We start from the raw sequence: 17,693 nt of genomic DNA on the forward strand, positions 1-17,693 counted from the left end.
ATGTCGCCGCCTTTCTTTAGTAAAACCCCTTCATCTTATGATGAAGGGGTTTTTTTTATTTTATGTAAATTCAGTATACGAAAATGCTATTTATTGCGATTTTGTTGATTATATCCTTTAAATTTGTCTAAAATATTTATCTATGAAAAAAATAATTGCCTTATCATTTCTGTTTGTTTTCTTTAGTTCTTTTGGTCAGCAAAGACCAAAACTTGTTATTGGAATTGTGGTAGATCAAATGAAAGCTGAATATCTAGATCGGTTTTATGATGATTATTCACAAGATGGTTTTAAACGTTTGATGAGTAATGGTTTTGCTTATTACAATATGAACTATAATTATGTACCAACTTATACGGCTCCTGGACATGCTTCAATTTATACAGGGACTACACCTGCCACTCATGGTATAATTGGTAATGATTGGTATATTCGTGAAACTGGTAAAAGCAGATATTGTACCGACGATGATTCTGTAAGTACACTTGTTGTTGGAACTGAAAAAGAAGGCATGATGTCTCCTAAAAATCTATTTGCAACTACTGTGACGGATGAGTTGCGAATGTCAACAAATTTTAAAGGTAAAGTTATAGGTCTTAGCATTAAAGATAGAGGAGCAATTTTACCTGCAGGGCATTTCGCAAATTGGGCATTTTGGTTTAGTAAATCTGGTGATTTTATTTCAAGTTCTTTTTATGGTGATAAAATGCCTGATTGGGTTACTAAATTCAATAGTGAAAAACGTTATATGAACTACATTCAGAAAGGATGGAGTTTGTTAAAACCAGCTAGTGATTATAATGAGAGTCTTCCTGATGATAATCCTTATGAAGGAAAAATTGATAAATCAAAGGCTCCGGTTTTTCCGTATGATTTGAATAAATTATACAAAGAATCTGGCGCAGATATTCTTAGAACTACTCCTTTTGGTAATGACTTGTTAGCAGATATTGCTTTGCGAGCAATAGAAAGTGAAAATTTAGGAAAAGATAATGACACCGACTTTTTGACGGTTAGTTTTTCTTCAACGGATTACGTAGGCCATACTTTTGGTCCTAGATCAATGGAGATTCAGGATACTTATTTACGTTTGGATTTGACCTTGGCTAGAATGTTTGATTATCTTGATAAAAACATTGGAAAAGATAATTATCTATTGTTTTTAACAGCAGATCACGCTGCTGCTGAGAATCCTATTTTTTTAAAAGATAATAAATATAATGTTACAAATGTACCTTCAAAAGAGACTAGTAAGTCACTTGAAAAGTTTTCGATGGCAACTTATGGAATAAATTTAATTTCAAATTATTCAAATTATAATATTTATTTGAATAGAGATTTAATTAAAACTAAAGGACTTGATTTAAATGCTGTTAAAGGCGCTTTTAAAACTTTTGTTTTAGATTTAGCTCATGTAAAAAGAGTATATACTGATGATGAAATTTTAGCGTCGTCAGGCGGAGATTATTATTTAGATTTTATTTTTAAAGGATTTGACCCTAAACAGAATGGCGATTTAGTTTTAGTTCAAAAAACTGGATTTATGGAGTATAATGAAACAGGAACTACTCATGGTACCCCAAATAGTTATGATACCAATGTGCCATTATTGTTTTATGGTTGGCATGTTCCTAAAGGCGAATCTTATAAGAAAGTCTACATTACCTCAATAGCTCCTACTTTGTCCAAATTACTTAAAATTACTTTTCCAAATGGCACGGAGGCAGAAGTACTCGAAGAACTTTTGAAGAAAAATTAAATACTGTAATGCAAAATTGGCTGTCCAAAAAATGTTTTTTTAGACAGCCAATTTAACTTTAGATAGCAACTTCTATCTGTAGTGGAATTTGATTTTGAAGCAAATCTTCAAATTTTTCGTGAGCACGAATCAAATGTCCTTTTCCATTTAACCACAAAACCTCTGCGGGTTTATATCGTGAATTGTAATTTGAAGACATTGAGAAGCAATAAGCTCCAGCGTTGTGGAATGAAAGAATATCTCCTTCTTTAATTTCAGCGATTCTTCTATTATTTGCAAAAGTATCCGTTTCGCAAATGTATCCTACCACCGAATAGAAGCGTTCTTTTCCTTTTGGATTAGAAATGTTTTCTATATGATGTTGTGATCCATATAGCATTGGACGAATTAAGTGGTTAAATCCGCTATCAATTCCTGCAAAAACAGTTGATGTAGTTTGCTTCACCACATTTACTTTTGTCAAAAAGAATCCCGCTTCACTTACTAAGAATTTTCCTGGTTCGAAAATGAGGGTCAAATCTTTACCATATTCACTACAGAAAGCATTGAATCTTTTAGATAATTTTTTGCCTAATTCTTCAATATCTGTTTCGATGTCGTCTTTTTTATAAGGAACTTTAAATCCGCTTCCAAAATCTAAGAATTCTAAGTTTTTAAAGTTTCTTGCCGCATCAAAAAGAATTTCAGCAGCATATAAGAATACTTCAATATCCAAAATATCAGATCCTGTGTGCATGTGGATGCCCACTATGTTCATTTTTGTGTTTTCTACAATTCGAACAATGTGGGGTAATTGATGAATTGAAATTCCGAACTTACTATCAATGTGGCCTACAGATATGTTTGTATTGCCTCCAGCCATTACGTGAGGATTGATTCGTATACAAACGGGAACATTTGGATGCTTGGTGCCAAATTGCTCTAAGATAGATAGGTTGTCGATATTGATTTGTACTCCTAAAGCGTTTACTTCTTCGATTTCTTCTAAAGAGACACCATTGGGAGTATAAAATATTTTTTCTGGAGCATATCCTGCATGTAATCCAAGAAGTACTTCTTGAATTGAAACGGTGTCTAAACCTGAACCCATATCTTTTAACAACTGAAGTATAGATACGTTTGACAATGCTTTCATCGCATAATTAATGCGCAGTTTTTCAACCTTTGAAAAAGCTTTGGTTAATCTATTGAATTGAGATTGAATTTTTTCAGCATCATACACATAGAGTGGAGTACCAAATTGTTCGGCTAATTGAAGTAAGTCTTTTCCTTGCATTGTGATTTATTTTTTTACAAATTTATTACAGTTTCTATCTTCGACCAAATAAAAAACAAAATATAACAAAATATAACAAAATGTTATTATTAAAACTTTTTATTCTTAAAAAATTATTTTTATAACAATACAAAAAAAATCCCTTGACTTAAAATAATAAAGACAAGGGATTTAAAAAAAAAAATGGTTTGTTTATAAGCTAGGTAAATCGCCATTACCTTTTGTAGGTAAATTGGTGTACCCCATTAAAAATAAATCAACTTCTCTTGCAGCCTCACGACCTTCAGAAATAGCCCAAACAATCAATGATTGTCCTCTTCTCATATCACCAGCGGTAAAAATATGAGGAACATTAGTTTGGTAGTTATTGGCTTTGAAGTTACTTCTCATATCCAATTCTAGACCAAGTTGTTCTGCTAAAGTTTTTTCAGGTCCAGTAAATCCAAGAGCTAGTAAAGCTAAATCACACGGCCATATTTTTTCAGAACCTTCTTTTTCAATTAGTTCAGGACGTTGTCCAGGCACAATTTTCCAAGCTACTTCAACGGTTTTCAAAGCTGTTAGTTCTCCTTTTTCGTTAGCAATGAATTCTTTAGTATTGATTAACCAGTTTCTGTTACAACCTTCTTCGTGTGAAGAAGAAGTTTTTAATTGTAACGGCCAAAAGGGCCATGGTGTAGTTTCACTACGACCAACGGGTGGTTTTGGCATAATCTCAAAATTGGTAACCGATTTAGCACCTTGCCTATTTGAAGTTCCAATACAGTCAGATCCTGTATCTCCGCCACCAATAACGATAACATCTTTTCCAGTTGCTTTAATTTGATTTTGGATTTCTTCACCATACAATACTTTTGTTTGTTGGGTTAGGAAATCCATAGCTTGAACGACTCCTTTGCTATCAGCTCCTTTGGTAGGTAAACCTCTTCTTTCTGTGGCTCCACCACAAAGAACAATTGAATCAAATTCATTTAATTCTTCTACTGAAAAGTTGACACCAACATTTACATTGGTTTTAAAAACGATACCTTCAGCTTCTAAAATAGCAACACGACGATCGATTATTCCTTTCTCTAATTTGAAATTTGGAATTCCGTATCGTAACAATCCTCCAATTGCGTTGTCCCTTTCAAAAACAGTTACTGTATGTCCGGCACGATTGAGTTGTTGTGCGGCCGCTAAACCAGCTGGTCCAGAGCCTACTACAGCAACTTTTTTGCCAGTTCTAACAACAGGTGGTTGTGGTTTAATCCAACCTTCGGCAAAACCTCTTTCAATAATATTTTTCTCGATATTTTCGATGGCAACAGGTTCTTTGATAATACCTAGAACGCATGATTTTTCACATGGTGCAGGGCATAATCTTCCTGTGAATTCAGGAAAATTATTCGTTGATTGCAATATTTCTAATGCACTTTGCCATTCTTCTTGATGTACCATATCATTAAAATCAGGAATTAAATTCCCTAATGGACATGAGCTGTGGCAAAAAGGTATGCCGCAATCCATACATCTTGAACCTTGTTCTTTTATTTTATCTTTTGGTAATGCAATTGTGAATTCATTATAATTGGCAACGCGTTCAACAACAGCTATGTTACCTTCGTCGGTTCTATTAAATTCTTTAAATCCTCCTATTTTTCCCATGACTATTGTGCTATTAATTCTTCAACTTCCTTTTCTGCTGCAATACGTTGTAATGCTTTTTTGTAATCTGTAGGCATTACTTTTACAAAATGCTTGACTTGGTTGTCCCAATCTGCTAAAATTCTCTTAGCTAATGGACTACTTGTGTATAAGGAATGATTTTTTATCAAACGTTTCATTTTTGCGATATCTTCTGTTTCTAATGGGTCAAAAGCTACCATTTCCATATTGCAAAGGGTTTGGTCGAATTTTTTATTTGGATCATAAACATAAGCGATACCTCCACTCATACCAGCAGCGAAGTTTCTTCCAGTTTTGCCTAGTACTACTACAGTTCCTCCAGTCATGTATTCACAACCGTGGTCACCAATTCCTTCAACCACTGCAGTTGCTCCTGAGTTTCTAACACAGAAACGTTCTCCTGCCATTCCATTAATATACGCTTCACCAGTAATGGCTCCATAAAGAGCAACGTTACCTATAATAATATTCTCCTCGGGCTTGAATGTTGCTGTTGGGGGAACTTTTATAATTAATTTACCTCCAGAAAGTCCTTTACCAAGATAATCATTACAGTTTCCGTGGATTTTGAAAGACAATCCATTGGTAGCAAAAGCGCCAAAACTTTGTCCTGCAGACCCTGTAAAATCTACTAGAATAGTATCATCTGGTAGCCCTTGTGCACCGTATATTTTTGAAATTTCGTTACTCAAAATTGCTCCAACTGAACGATCCGTATTTTTGATGTCAAAGGTTACTCTTGTTCTTTCTTTTCTATAAATAGAAGGAATAGCAGCTTTGATAATATCAAAATCTAATACATGCTCTAGTTCATGATCTTGAGGCATTGTATTGTGGTTAGGAACTGTTTTTGCTTTTTCTGGTTTATAAAGAATAGTTGACAAATCTAATCCCATCGCTTTGTAATGTTGAATCGCTTTATTCACGTTCAATTTTTGAGATTGTCCCACCATTTCTTTTAAAGTTCTAAAGCCAAGTTGTGCCATAATTTGTCTTAATTCCTCTGCAATGAAATACATGAAATTAATCACATGTTCTGGTGTTCCTTTGAAGTTTTTTCGCAATTCAGGATCTTGAGTGGCGATACCTACAGGACAAGTATTCAAGTGACAAGCACGCATCATAATACAACCTGAAGCTACTAATGGAGCAGTGGCAAAACCAAATTCTTCAGCTCCAAGCAAAGCGGCAATAGCAACGTCACGACCTGTTTTTAACTGTCCATCACACTCTAAAACAACACGGCTTCTCAAATCATTTAGGATTAAAGTTTGTTGGGCTTCAGCCAAACCTAATTCCCACGGGATTCCAGTATGAGTTAAGGACGTTAATGGTGCAGCACCTGTTCCTCCATCGTAACCTGAAATTAGGATGACATCAGCTTTTGCCTTAGCAACACCAGCAGCGATGGTTCCAACTCCAACTTCTGATACTAATTTTACATTTACTCTAGCTTCACGGTTGGCATTTTTTAAATCGAAAATTAATTGTGATAAGTCTTCAATAGAATAAATATCGTGGTGTGGAGGCGGAGAAATTAATCCAACATAAGGTGTAGAATTTCTGGTAGCAGCAATCCAAGGCACTACTTTTTCACCTGGTAATTGTCCACCTTCACCTGGTTTAGCTCCTTGAGCCATTTTTATTTGAATCTCTTTGGCATTAGTCAAATAATTAATAGATACTCCAAAACGACCTGAAGCCACTTGTTTTATGGCACTATTTCTTGAGTCACCATTCAATTCTTTTTGGAAACGTCTTGAATCTTCACCACCTTCTCCAGAATTACTTTTTCCACCAATTCTGTTCATAGCAATCGCTAGATTTTCATGTGCTTCTTGACTTATAGAACCATATGACATGGCACCTGTTTTGAATTTTTTTACAATTTCAGTCCAAGGCTCTACTTCGTCAATTGAAATTGGATCCAAATTATTGAATTCAAATAATCCACGAATAGTCATCAAATTAGCGCTTTGTTCGTTGACCATTTTAGAATATTCGGCATAACTTTCAGGGCTATTCAAACGAACGGCTTGTTGTAATTTTGAAATGGTTGTTGGATTAAACATATGTTTTTCACCATTTCTTCTCCATCTGTAAATCCCTCCAATTTCGAGCGGTAGCAAGTTGGCTACTTTTGAATTTGGGAATGCTTTTTGGAAACGCTTTTTCACTTCTTTTTCTACTTCCATTAATCCAATACCTTCAATTCTAGATGGAGTGTATGGGAAATATTTGGTTGAGAATGCTTTATTTAATCCTAAAATCTCAAAAATTTGTGCAGCTCTATAGGAATGCAACGTTGAGATTCCGATTTTATTCATGATTTTCAGAATTCCTTTTCCGATAGCTTTATTGTAATTTTTAATGGCATATTCGGCAGTTATTCCAGTAATGTGACCTTTTTTAACTTGGTTATGAATAATTTCATTGACCATATACGGATTGATGGCGCTAGCACCATATCCAAATAAAAGAGCAAAATGATGAGGCTCACGAGGTTCGGCAGATTCAATAACAATTCCAAACTTAGAGCGTACTTTAAGTTGGTTTAAAGTGTGATGAATATAAGAACAAGCTAAAAGCATAGGAATTGGTGCCAAAGTTTCACTTACACCGCGATCTGAAAGAATCACAATATTGCTTCCTTCTGAAACCGCTTTGAAAGTCGCTTGAACACATTTTTCTAAGGCACGCTCTAAACCATTGGCTCCTTTTTCTATTTTGTACAACGTAGAAATAGTAACTGATTTGAAATCTTCGTGCTGAATGTTTCTTATTTTATCCAAATCTTCATTAGAAATGATTGGGTTTTGGATTTTTAATTTTTTGCATTGTTTTGCTTCAATGTCAAATATATTGTAATCTCCACCAATAGCTAAACTAATATCTGTGATGATTTCTTCACGAATTCCATCCAAAGGAGGATTGGTAACTTGAGCAAATAATTGTTTGAAGTAGTTATACAATAATTGTGGTTGATCTGATAATACTGCTAATGGAGTATCATTACCCATAGAACTAATGGCCTCGTTTCCGCTACCGCCCATTGGATTAATTATTGTTTTTAAATCTTCTATTGTATAGCCAAACATACGTTGTCTGGTTTCAAAATCAAGATTCTCAACTGGAATAGGGTTGTCAGTATAAGGAATACAAGCTAATTGTAAAAGATTTTCATCCAACCATTTTTGGTAAGGACGTTTAGTAACTATTGAATGTTTTACTTCGTCATCTTCGATTATTCTTCCTTCGTTCATATCAACCAAGAACATTTTTCCGGGTTCTAATCGACCATGTTGAATTACATCTTCTGGGTTGATGTCAAGTACACCAATTTCTGAAGACATAATTACAAAACCACTTTTGGTCAATGTATATCTTGAAGGGCGCAAACCATTTCTATCCAATAGCGCTCCAATAACATTTCCGTCAGTAAATGGTATAGAAGCAGGGCCGTCCCAAGGTTCCATAATACAAGAATTGTACTCATAGAATGCCTTTTTCTCAGCACTCATCGTTTGATGTTTTTCCCATGCTTCTGGAACTACCATCATCATAACTTCAGGAAGTGTTCTTCCCGTCATTAGTAATAATTCTACAACCATATCCATAGAAGCAGAATCGGATTTGCCTTCTAAAATGATTGGGAATAATTTTTTTAAATCTTCACCAAAAACATCACTTTTCATCAGTTCTTCACGAGCTCTCATTCGGCTCACGTTTCCTCTTAATGTGTTTATTTCACCATTGTGACACATATAGCGGAAAGGTTGTGCTAAATCCCATGAAGGGAAGGTATTTGTAGAGAAGCGTTGGTGTACTAATGCTAATCGAGTAACTAAGTCGTCGTCTAATAAGTCAGTATAATAACGGCTAATGTCTTCTGGCATTAGCAGTCCTTTATATATAATAGTTGTGGTAGAAAAACTTGAGAAGTAAAACATATGACTTTCCGAAGTTTTTGAGCCCCTAACAGCATGTTCTGCTATCTTTCTAGCAGCAAACATTTTGGCATTGAATTGTTGTTCTGTTAAGTCCAAACCATTTTTGCCAACAAAAACTTGTTTTACTGTAGGTTCTTTCTCAGCTGCGATTTGTCCTAGATTGCTAACATCAACAGGAACGTCTCTCCATCCAAGAATTTCTAATTTTTGATCTATAATTGCTTTTTCGAAAGTAGTTTTACAAAAATCAACTTGATTACTACTTTTAGGCATGAATACCATACCAACAGCATATTCTCTAGGCTCAGGAATAGAAAATTCACAAACTTTCTTAAAAAAGGTGTGCGGAATGTCAAAAAGGATTCCCGCTCCATCACCAGTTCTGCCATCAGAGCTGACAGCACCGCGATGCTCTAATTTAATTAAAATATCTAATGCTTTGTGAATGATGTCATTAGATTTTATACCGTTCAGATTACAAATGAATCCTGCACCGCAATTGTCGTGTTCAAATTCGGGCAAGTAAAGGCCTTGTTCTTCAATTTTCATGCTTGCTTTTTTTTTACAAAATTATGTATTTCATGAGATAAACGGGCTAATTGCGGTGTTTGGTTGTTATTTTTGTTATAAAATTAAATTTTGCTTACAAAAATGACAATTGCAAAATTTCGTCCCTAACTAATTATGATTTTCATAATATTTAAGATTGAAAAAAGTAGAAATTACTTTCAAAAAGTACCTTTTTTACTTCCAAAAGCAACAACAAAAAAAAATATCACAAATTTTCGACTAACTTTTATTTTTTTACTAAAATTTATTTGTTTTGTAAGGTTATTTTTAAGTTAAGCTTCTCTTTTTTTAAGAAAAAAAAATAATTCTATTTGAGTTTAATTTTCTATTTTTGTCGCACTTTATTCTGAAACGTTTTCAGAGTTCGGTCAAATATTATATACTATGAACATACACGAATATCAAGGAAAAGAAATTTTAGCAAGCTACGGCGTACGAATTCAACGCGGAATTGTAGCGAATAGCCCTGTAGAAGCTGTTGCTGCTGCAAAACAATTAACTGCCGAAACAGGTACAAGTTGGTATGTTGTTAAAGCTCAAATTCACGCCGGTGGACGTGGAAAAGGTGGTGGTGTAAAACTTGCCAAAGGCTTAGACAAAGTAGAAGGAATTGCAAGCGAAATCATCGGGATGCAATTGATTACGCCTCAAACTTCTGCCGAAGGTAAAAAAGTACACAAAGTGTTAATCGCTGAAGATGTATATTATCCAGGTGAAAGCGAAACTTCTGAGTTTTATGTTTCTGTTTTATTGAACAGAGCTACTGGACGTAATATGATTATGTATTCTACAGAAGGTGGAATGGATATCGAAGAAGTAGCTGAGCATACTCCACATTTAATTTTTACTGAAGAAGTAGATCCAGCGGTTGGTTTGCAAGGTTTTCAAGCAAGAAGAATTGCTTTTAACTTAGGACTTTCTGGAAACGCTTTCAAAGAAATGGTGAAATTCATCGATTCTTTATATAATGCTTACATTGGTTCAGATGCTTCGATGTTCGAAATCAACCCTGTGTTAAAAACATCTGATAATAAAATTATGGCTGTTGATGCTAAAGTAAATATCGATGATAATGCTTTGTACAGACAAGCTAAATATGCAGATATGCGCGACATTCGTGAGGAGAACCCAATCGAAGTAGAAGCAAAAGAAGTAGGATTGAACTATGTAGATCTTGACGGAACTGTTGGATGTATGGTAAACGGAGCTGGTTTGGCTATGGCAACTATGGATTTGATTAAGTATGCTGGTTTTGAGCCTGCTAACTTCTTAGACGTAGGAGGAACAGCTGATGCAAAACGTGTAGAAACTGCGTTCCGTATCATCTTAAAAGATCCAAACGTAAAAGCAATTTTAATCAATATTTTTGGTGGAATTGTTCGTTGTGACCGTGTGGCTCAAGGTGTTGTAGATGCTTACAAAAATATGGGTGACGCTATAAAAGTGCCAATCATTGTACGTTTACAAGGAACTAATGCTGCTATAGCAAAAGAATTAATTGATAATTCTGGAATGCCAATTCTTTCTGCAGTTGAGTTTCAAGAAGCTGCCGACCAAGTTAAAGCGGCTTTGTCTTAATTTACAATCTAGTTATATATTCAAAAGCCTGTTCAGTTATGAACAGGCTTTTTTATTGGTTTTAAATTGAACTCAAAACTATGAACTTTCAGTATATTTTCCTTTAGCTTCTATGTATTACCGCAAATTCGCAAATTTTAAAATAGTCATAATTGAAGTAATTTGCGAATTTGCGGTAAAAATTTGGAGTCCAATCTTTTTGAATTTCAGTTTGTTGTGGTTTAGCTTCCTATGTTTTGAAGTTCATCCGATTCGTAAATGGTGTAGCCTTTTACGTTCGATTGTGCCAAATGATAAATGGCTCTGGCGACAGTAGAACTTTCGATAGGGTGGTATTTTTTTAAGCTTCCAAATAGTAGAAAAGAAAATCCTTTTGAGAAAAAAGCACCTATTTTTTCTCCTAATCTAAACTCAGAGCGATGTCCTAGTAATAATGAAGGTCTAACAATGACAGCGGTTTCAAAATTAGCTTTGGTTAATGCTGCTTCCATTTCTCCTTTGGTTTTTAAATAGAAGTTGTTCGAGTCTTTGTTGGCGCCCAAAGAGGAAACAATCAGGAATTGTTTTATGTTATTCGTCTTTGCAATTTTTGAAAATGCAATTGGATATTCGTAATCTACTTTTCGAAAGGCGGATTGGCTTCCTGCTTTTTTAATTGTGGTACCGATGGTGCAAAATAAATCATCGCCTTTCACCAAATGCTGATAAGTTTCGGGAGCATCAAAGTTGATGATGTGTTGCTCTAGTTTGGGATGTGATTTTCCAGATTCTCTTTTTACAAAAATGACAACTTTTTGATAGTGTTCACTTTCTAAGAGTACATCTACTAGTTGCGAACCAATAAGCCCCGTACTGCCAATAACTAGAGCTGTTTTCATTATGATTTTTTATGCTTGCCGTTGTTAAATTTTACTTTTTCTACCACTTGAATTTTTGGAGCAGCTGATTTATTACTTTTTTTGAAAGGTTTTTTGCTCGCTGGCTTTTTGTCTCCTCGACTTTGTTCTGCATCTTTTGGTTTGGCTTTGAACTCTGGTCGTTTTGCAGTTCCGTCTTTTGCTGGGATTTCAGCTCTGTGTTTGGCTAAAACTTCAGTAGGTACTTTTGGGCTTTCTTTGGTGCCACGTAAGTGAATTACTAATCCGTTAAGGAAATTACGCAATACTTGGTCGCCACATTCCATGTAGTTTTCGTGTTTTTCATCTCGAAAGAAAGCGCCCAATTCGGATTTTGAGATTCTGAAATCTACTAGTTCTAGGATTTCTACTATTTGATCGTCACGCAACATTAAGGCTACGCGTAATTTTTTGAAAATATCGTTGTTGGTCATATTCTTTTAATTTTTTACAAAGGTACAGTTTAAAAATAGAGAGACGTTATATTCGAGTCTGAATTTGATGTTTACAAAGAGGCTAGATGTTTCCCTTTAGCCCCGGTAGTAGCGGCATCCTTTGCTTTTTTTTCTTTAAAAAAGCAAAGATATAGCGGATGACGGGTTCTATGATGGCATAAAAGCTTTTTTTTCTGCTCCTAAAACCTATGAAAAGGAATTTAAAACTTGAACTAGCTGGTCAAGGTCTTCTTTTTGATGATTGGCCGAAATGACGATTCGGTTCAAGGTTTTTTGGTCTGAAGGATAATCAAAATGGGTGATTACGATTTTGTTTTGCAACAATATATCGTAGCTCTTGTTCCAATCTAAGTAAATGGAAGGATAGTTTGCGGTGAAATTGATTTTGGGATTGGGTTGTAAATGTTGAGTGAGATAGTTTAAGTTGTCTTGTAATTTTTGACGTTGCTTTTGCACTAAATGCCCAGTTTCGGCAAGGGTTTGTACATAGGCAGGATTCATTCCAGCGGCCGCGACAAAGGTGTCATAATTTTTGATTTGCTGAATAAAATTGGAGTCACTAGCAGTTACCCCGCCTGTTAATCCAAAAGCTTTGCCAAGTGAGGCGACCAAAATTTTGCGTTTGATGTTAGGATTGGGGATACTCGAATAAATTCCTGACCCGTTTTTGCCTAGGATTCCGATAGAATGTGATTCGTCTATGACCAAAGTGATTTCTTTGTGAGAAGGGATGCTATCGAGAATTTTTAGGTTTATGGGTTGGGTTTCTAATGATGGTACGGCATCTGTGAGCAGGGTAATTTTTTCTTTTTTTGCATCTAAAATTCTAGGGTTTAATTGATTGTTTATAAATAGAGGCAGACTGTCTTTTCTTTGAATAGCAGGATGCGAATTTGGGAAATGGTAAAAAACATCGGTGCTTGTGCTTAAAAAATCTATAGTTATTTTTCCTGCCAGCATTCCTGATGAAGCGGTAAGTACTGCTTCGGATTGAATAAAATTTGCCAGAAAGGTTTCTCCCGTTTCGTAGGCGCTTAATTGGACGTTTGCGTTTCTTGAACTTCCGTATGCGGTGCCCCAACGCTGGATATTTTTGAAGATAATTTCTTGAAATTCGGGTAAAGTTGGTAAACCAAGATAAGCCGTTCCTCCAAAATAAAGGAACGTTTCTTGGTTGATTTCGATTACGCGATTGGGAAATTGATTGACTTTCATAGGAATTATAAAAGTGTCACTCCAGTTCCGTTTCCGTCTGGGTAATCAATTTTGCCATAATTAATGGTTACTCCTGTAGCAATATCTTTATCTAATAGTAGCGCTCCGTCCATATCTACGTAATCTAGTAGTGGTAGTAGGTGGGCTATGGCTGAGATGCCTACTGTAGATTCTGTCATACAACCTACCATAGTTTTTAGTCCTAGTTTTTTGGCTTCTTCTAACATACGTTTGCCTGGAGTAAGACCGCCACATTTTACTAATTTGACATTTACACCGTGGAAATGGTTGTGGCATTTGGCTACATCGGATTCGATAATGCAGCTTTCGTCAGCAATGATGGGCAAAGCGGAGTGTTTGTAGACTTCTTTATGTGCTTCCCAATTATCTGCTTTCATAGGCTGTTCTAAGAATTCCACCCCGAGTTTTTTTAAAGCTATGGAATTAGAAATGGTTTCTTCAACGCCCCAACCGCAGTTTGCATCGATTCTGAAGATGGCGTCTGTGTGTTTTCGTAATTCGGTTACGATTTCGATGTCTTCTTGGGTGCCTAATTTAATTTTATAGATAGGCCAAGGGAGTTCTTTCATTTTGGCGACCATTTTCTCAATAGAAGCGATGCCGATGGTGTAATCAGTTAAAGGATTTTTATCGGTAGTAAAATTCCAAAGTTCGTATAATTTTTTGCCTTTTTTGCGAGCATATAAATCACTATAAGCCAAGTCTAAAGCACAAAGCGCAAACATATCCTCTTTTAAATAAGGATGTACTTTGTTCCAAAATTCTTCGGGAGTTTCGGTTGTTGTGTTTTCTATCAACGAACGAATGTTTTCCAAATCCGCACGCATCATTGGAACCGTGGTGTGATAATACGGGTTGGAGGTTGCTTCGCCAAATCCTGAGTAGCCTTCGCTTTGCAATTCTACAATTAGTGAAGGTTGAAAATCGATAGATTCTCTAGAAATGGTGAAGGTGTGTTTTAATTTTAGGTTGTATTCGCGAAGGATTAGTTGCATAACATAAAATTTTACTGTTCTAAAAAAGGATTAGTAGCCCAACCAAAGTAAGGCTTTTACAAAACCATCTCGCCATAATTTTTCGTTGTGTTGTCCGCCTTTTATTATGGTTTTTTTATTCAAATGTTTACAGGAACAACGCTTGGTATTGATGATGTTTTCCATTGTATTCAAGTCTTTTACCATACTATCATCATCGCCTTCTTTGTCTCCACAAAGGAAATAGTATTTTGCTTTTATCTTTTGGGTTTGTTCTGTTAATGCGATAATATCCTTTCTGTTAATCCAAAAGGCAGGAGAAAAAACGCCTGCTTTGCCGAAAACTTCGGGATACTTTAGCGTAGCGTAAAAAGCGGTCAAACCACCCAAGGAGCTGCCAATTATTAGCGTATGTGTTTTGTCAGTTTTGGTGCGGTATTTTTTGTCGATACTCGGTTTTAAAGTGTTGACAATAAAATCTAAATATTGATTTGCTTTTCCGCCGCCGTATTTTTCGTGAGGATAGGGAGTGAGTTCTTCCAACCGTTTTTCGTTTCCGTGTTCAATTCCCACTACGATTACTTGTGCGCGTAGACTGTCTAGTTTTTCATCAATATTCCATTCTCCACTATAAGAAGTTTTAGCATCAAATAAATTTTGGGCATCGGGCATATAAATCACGGAATATTTCTTCTTGGAAGGGCTATAGTTTTTGGGTAAGTAGAGCCAGATTTTTTTTGTCGTTTGCAACTCTGGAGATACAATACTAAAAGTACTTACTTGAGCAGAAGCAGTGGTTTCCTGTGTCCATCCTTTCGCCACAAGAAAAAAGAAGCAAAAAAATAGGATTGTTTTTTTAGACATAATTGAATTTTGTGGATACATTTAAAAACAATAATTTAGCTAAAAATAAGAAATTGATGAATAGTTTTGAAGAAAAAAGAAGTTTACTTTTAGAAATGATAAGTTTTTCTATTGTAGACGGAAAATTACATCAACGCGAGTTGGATTTTATTTGGATTGTTGCCAAAGAACTGGGTTTTACCAAAGCAGAATATTCTGATTTGTTTCATCAAGAGTTACCTCATTTACCAATTAAATCAGAATTTCAGCGTATTCAGCAGTTCTATAGGTTGGCGCTGATTATGCATTGTGATGGTGTTTTACACGAAAAAGAGTCAGTTGCCATTCGTCAAATAGCCATTGATATGGGGTTAAATCCTGGAGCTACCAAACGAGTTTTGCAAATGATGCAGGAATCTCCTAATGCTATGATTGATGCTAAAGCACTGTTAGGAATGTTCCAAGAACAACACAATTAAGAGAGTTTCTCTTGTAATGCTTTTATTTCATCGCGGAACTTGGCAGCTTGCATAAAATCTAAATCTTTTGCGGCTTTTTCCATCGCTTTTCGTTTTTCACGAATTAATTTTTCCAATTCTGGTTTTGACAGATAAGCTGTGTCTGGTTCTGCTGCTTTTGCAATAGTATGTCCTAATTCGTATTCCACCAGTGGATTTTTAGTAAAAGCACTATCTATTTTTTTATCTAAAGCTTGTGGGACTTTATTGTGTTGAGTGTTGTAATTGATTTGCTTGGTACGGCGATAATTGGTTTCATCGATTGTTTTTTGCATACTTGCTGTAATCTTATCGGCATACATTATTGCTTTTCCGTTTAAGTTTCTTGCCGCACGACCAATGGTTTGAGTAAGCGAACGATGACTTCTAAGAAAGCCTTCTTTGTCGGCATCCAAAATGGCCACCAAAGATACTTCAGGTAAATCCAATCCTTCTCTCAATAAATTGACTCCAATCAATACGTCAAATAATCCTTTTCGTAAATCTTGCATAATTTCGATACGTTCCAATGTATCTACATCGGAGTGGATATAACGACAACGAATGGAAACTTTGGTCAAGTATTTAGCTAATTCTTCGGCCATTCTTTTGGTTAAAGTGGTGACCAAAACACGCTCATCTAATTCGCATCGTACTTGTATTTCTTCGATTAAATCATCAATTTGATTCAAACTTGGACGAATTTCGATAATCGGGTCTAACAAGCCTGTGGGGCGAATGATTTGCTCTACATAAACACCATCACATTTTTGTAATTCATAATCCGCAGGTGTGGCAGACACATAAATGACTTGATTTTGCATAGCTTCAAACTCTTCGAATTTCAAAGGTCGGTTGTCCATAGCCGCGGGAAGTCGGAAGCCGTATTCTACCAAGTTTTCTTTTCTAGAACGGTCGCCACCATACATAGCTTGTACTTGCGACAAAGTCACGTGGCTTTCATCGACTACCAATAAAAAATCATTGGGGAAGTAATCCAATAAACAGAAAGGCCTTGAGCCCGCTTCTCTTCCGTCAAGGTAACGAGAATAATTTTCAATTCCAGAACAATAGCCCAATTCCCGAATCATCTCCAAATCGAAGTTGGTGCGTTCTTCGAGACGTTTGGCTTCTAAATGTTTGCCTATTTCTTTGAAGTAATCCACTTGTTTGACTAAATCTTGTTGGATTTCCCAAATGGCATTTTGTAGCACATCTGGCGAAGTCACGAACATATTGGCAGGATAAATCGTCAATTTTTCAAAACGTTCAATGACTTGAGCAGTTTTGGTATCAAAGCTTTCTATTTCTTCGATTTCATCACCAAAAAAATGAATTCGAAACGCATCATCCGCATAACTTGGATAGACTTCAACCGTATCACCTTTAATTCTGAAATTTCCTGGGGTAAATTCGGCTTCGGTTCTAGAATACAAACTTTGTACTAAGCTGTGTAGCAATTTAGTTCTTGAAATCATTTGGTTGACTTCGATGGCAATTACGTTCTTTTGAAACTCCACTGGATTCCCAATACCATAAATGCAAGAAACCGAGGCGACCACTATAATATCTCTTCGTCCAGACAATAAAGAGGAAGTCGTGCTCAAACGCATTTTTTCTAACTCTTCATTGATTGATAAATCTTTTTCTATAAAAACTCCCGTAACGGGCATAAACGCCTCGGGTTGGTAATAATCATAATATGACACAAAATATTCCACCGCATTGTTTGGGAAAAACTGTTTGAATTCCGAGTACAATTGCGCGGCCAATGTTTTGTTGTGTGCCAGTATGAGGGTTGGTTTTTGTACTTCTTGAATGACGTTGGCAACCGTAAATGTTTTTCCAGACCCAGTAACTCCAAGCAGTGTTTGAAATGCTTCACCAGCAAGGATGCCTTGTGCTAATTTTTCTATCGCTTGAGGTTGGTCACCCGTAGGTTGGTAATCGGATACTACTTGGAAATTCATTTATTTAAGAAGCAAAGTTTT

At 35.7% G+C, this 17,693-nt stretch carries 12 protein-coding genes; 3 read left to right on the plus strand and 9 right to left on the minus strand.

The features are described from left to right. The first annotated feature begins 142 nt into the window (after nucleotides 1-142). Nucleotides 143-1,759 carry an alkaline phosphatase PafA gene (gene pafA, locus FLB_RS00575; protein ID WP_064714028.1) on the plus strand — a complete coding sequence of 539 codons (1,617 nt, stop codon included), beginning with the start codon at nucleotides 143-145 and terminating at the stop codon, nucleotides 1,757-1,759. 58 nt (nucleotides 1,760-1,817) lie between these two features. On the opposite strand, the gene lysA is transcribed toward pafA, so the two are convergent. From lysA to gltB, 3 genes are all read right to left on the minus strand, one after another. Then, nucleotides 1,818-3,035, minus strand: a complete 1,218-nt coding sequence (gene lysA, locus FLB_RS00580) for a diaminopimelate decarboxylase (protein WP_064714029.1) — start codon at nucleotides 3,033-3,035, stop codon at nucleotides 1,818-1,820. 192 nt (nucleotides 3,036-3,227) lie between these two features. Then, the gene (locus FLB_RS00585; RefSeq protein ID WP_064714030.1) at nucleotides 3,228-4,682 is read right to left on the minus strand and encodes a glutamate synthase subunit beta; all 1,455 of its coding nucleotides are present in this window, start codon (nucleotides 4,680-4,682) and stop codon (nucleotides 3,228-3,230) included. A gap of 2 nt (nucleotides 4,683-4,684) precedes the next feature. Further along, nucleotides 4,685-9,202 (minus strand): glutamate synthase large subunit, encoded by a 4,518-nt coding sequence (gene gltB, locus FLB_RS00590; protein WP_064714031.1) that lies wholly within the window; start codon nucleotides 9,200-9,202, stop codon nucleotides 4,685-4,687. 405 nt (nucleotides 9,203-9,607) lie between these two features. Here gltB and sucC point away from each other — a divergent pair, with 405 nt between their 5' ends. Then, nucleotides 9,608-10,801 (plus strand): ADP-forming succinate--CoA ligase subunit beta, encoded by a 1,194-nt coding sequence (gene sucC / locus FLB_RS00595; protein ID WP_024982632.1) that lies wholly within the window; start codon nucleotides 9,608-9,610, stop codon nucleotides 10,799-10,801. Nucleotides 10,802-11,022: 221 nt separating this feature from the next. On the opposite strand, the gene FLB_RS00600 is transcribed toward sucC, so the two are convergent. From FLB_RS00600 to FLB_RS00620, 5 genes are all read right to left on the minus strand, one after another. Beyond that, nucleotides 11,023-11,679, minus strand: coding sequence for an oxidoreductase (locus FLB_RS00600; protein ID WP_197488918.1), 657 nt, complete (start codon nucleotides 11,677-11,679; stop codon nucleotides 11,023-11,025). After that, nucleotides 11,679-12,131 (minus strand): DUF1456 family protein, encoded by a 453-nt coding sequence (locus FLB_RS00605; RefSeq protein WP_064714033.1) that lies wholly within the window; start codon nucleotides 12,129-12,131, stop codon nucleotides 11,679-11,681. Before FLB_RS00605 ends, FLB_RS00600 begins: the two co-directional genes overlap by 1 nt. 207 nt (nucleotides 12,132-12,338) lie before the next feature. Continuing rightward, nucleotides 12,339-13,367: an aminotransferase class I/II-fold pyridoxal phosphate-dependent enzyme gene (locus FLB_RS00610; RefSeq protein ID WP_064714034.1), complete on the minus strand. Its 1,029-nt coding sequence runs from the start codon at nucleotides 13,365-13,367 to the stop codon at nucleotides 12,339-12,341. Between the two features lie 5 nt (nucleotides 13,368-13,372). Further along, the gene (locus FLB_RS00615) at nucleotides 13,373-14,383 is read right to left on the minus strand and encodes a dipeptide epimerase (protein ID WP_064714035.1); all 1,011 of its coding nucleotides are present in this window, start codon (nucleotides 14,381-14,383) and stop codon (nucleotides 13,373-13,375) included. A 30-nt stretch (nucleotides 14,384-14,413) separates the two neighbouring features. Beyond that, on the minus strand, nucleotides 14,414-15,226 hold the full coding sequence (locus tag FLB_RS00620) for an alpha/beta hydrolase (protein WP_064714036.1): 813 nt from the start codon (nucleotides 15,224-15,226) through the stop codon (nucleotides 14,414-14,416). An 11-nt stretch (nucleotides 15,227-15,237) separates the two neighbouring features. Between FLB_RS00620 and FLB_RS00625 the strand changes: the two genes are divergently transcribed. Then, nucleotides 15,238-15,684: an excinuclease ABC subunit B gene (locus tag FLB_RS00625; protein ID WP_317038974.1), complete on the plus strand. Its 447-nt coding sequence runs from the start codon at nucleotides 15,238-15,240 to the stop codon at nucleotides 15,682-15,684. On the opposite strand, the gene uvrB is transcribed toward FLB_RS00625, so the two are convergent. Continuing rightward, nucleotides 15,681-17,672 carry an excinuclease ABC subunit UvrB gene (gene uvrB, locus FLB_RS00630; protein WP_064714037.1) on the minus strand — a complete coding sequence of 664 codons (1,992 nt, stop codon included), beginning with the start codon at nucleotides 17,670-17,672 and terminating at the stop codon, nucleotides 15,681-15,683. The genes FLB_RS00625 and uvrB overlap by 4 nt on opposite strands. Between the last annotated feature and the right edge of the window lie 21 nt (nucleotides 17,673-17,693).

It is taken from the genome of Flavobacterium succinicans (genome assembly GCF_001662485.1).
Taxonomy (GTDB): Bacteria; Bacteroidota; Bacteroidia; order Flavobacteriales; family Flavobacteriaceae; genus Flavobacterium; species Flavobacterium succinicans_A.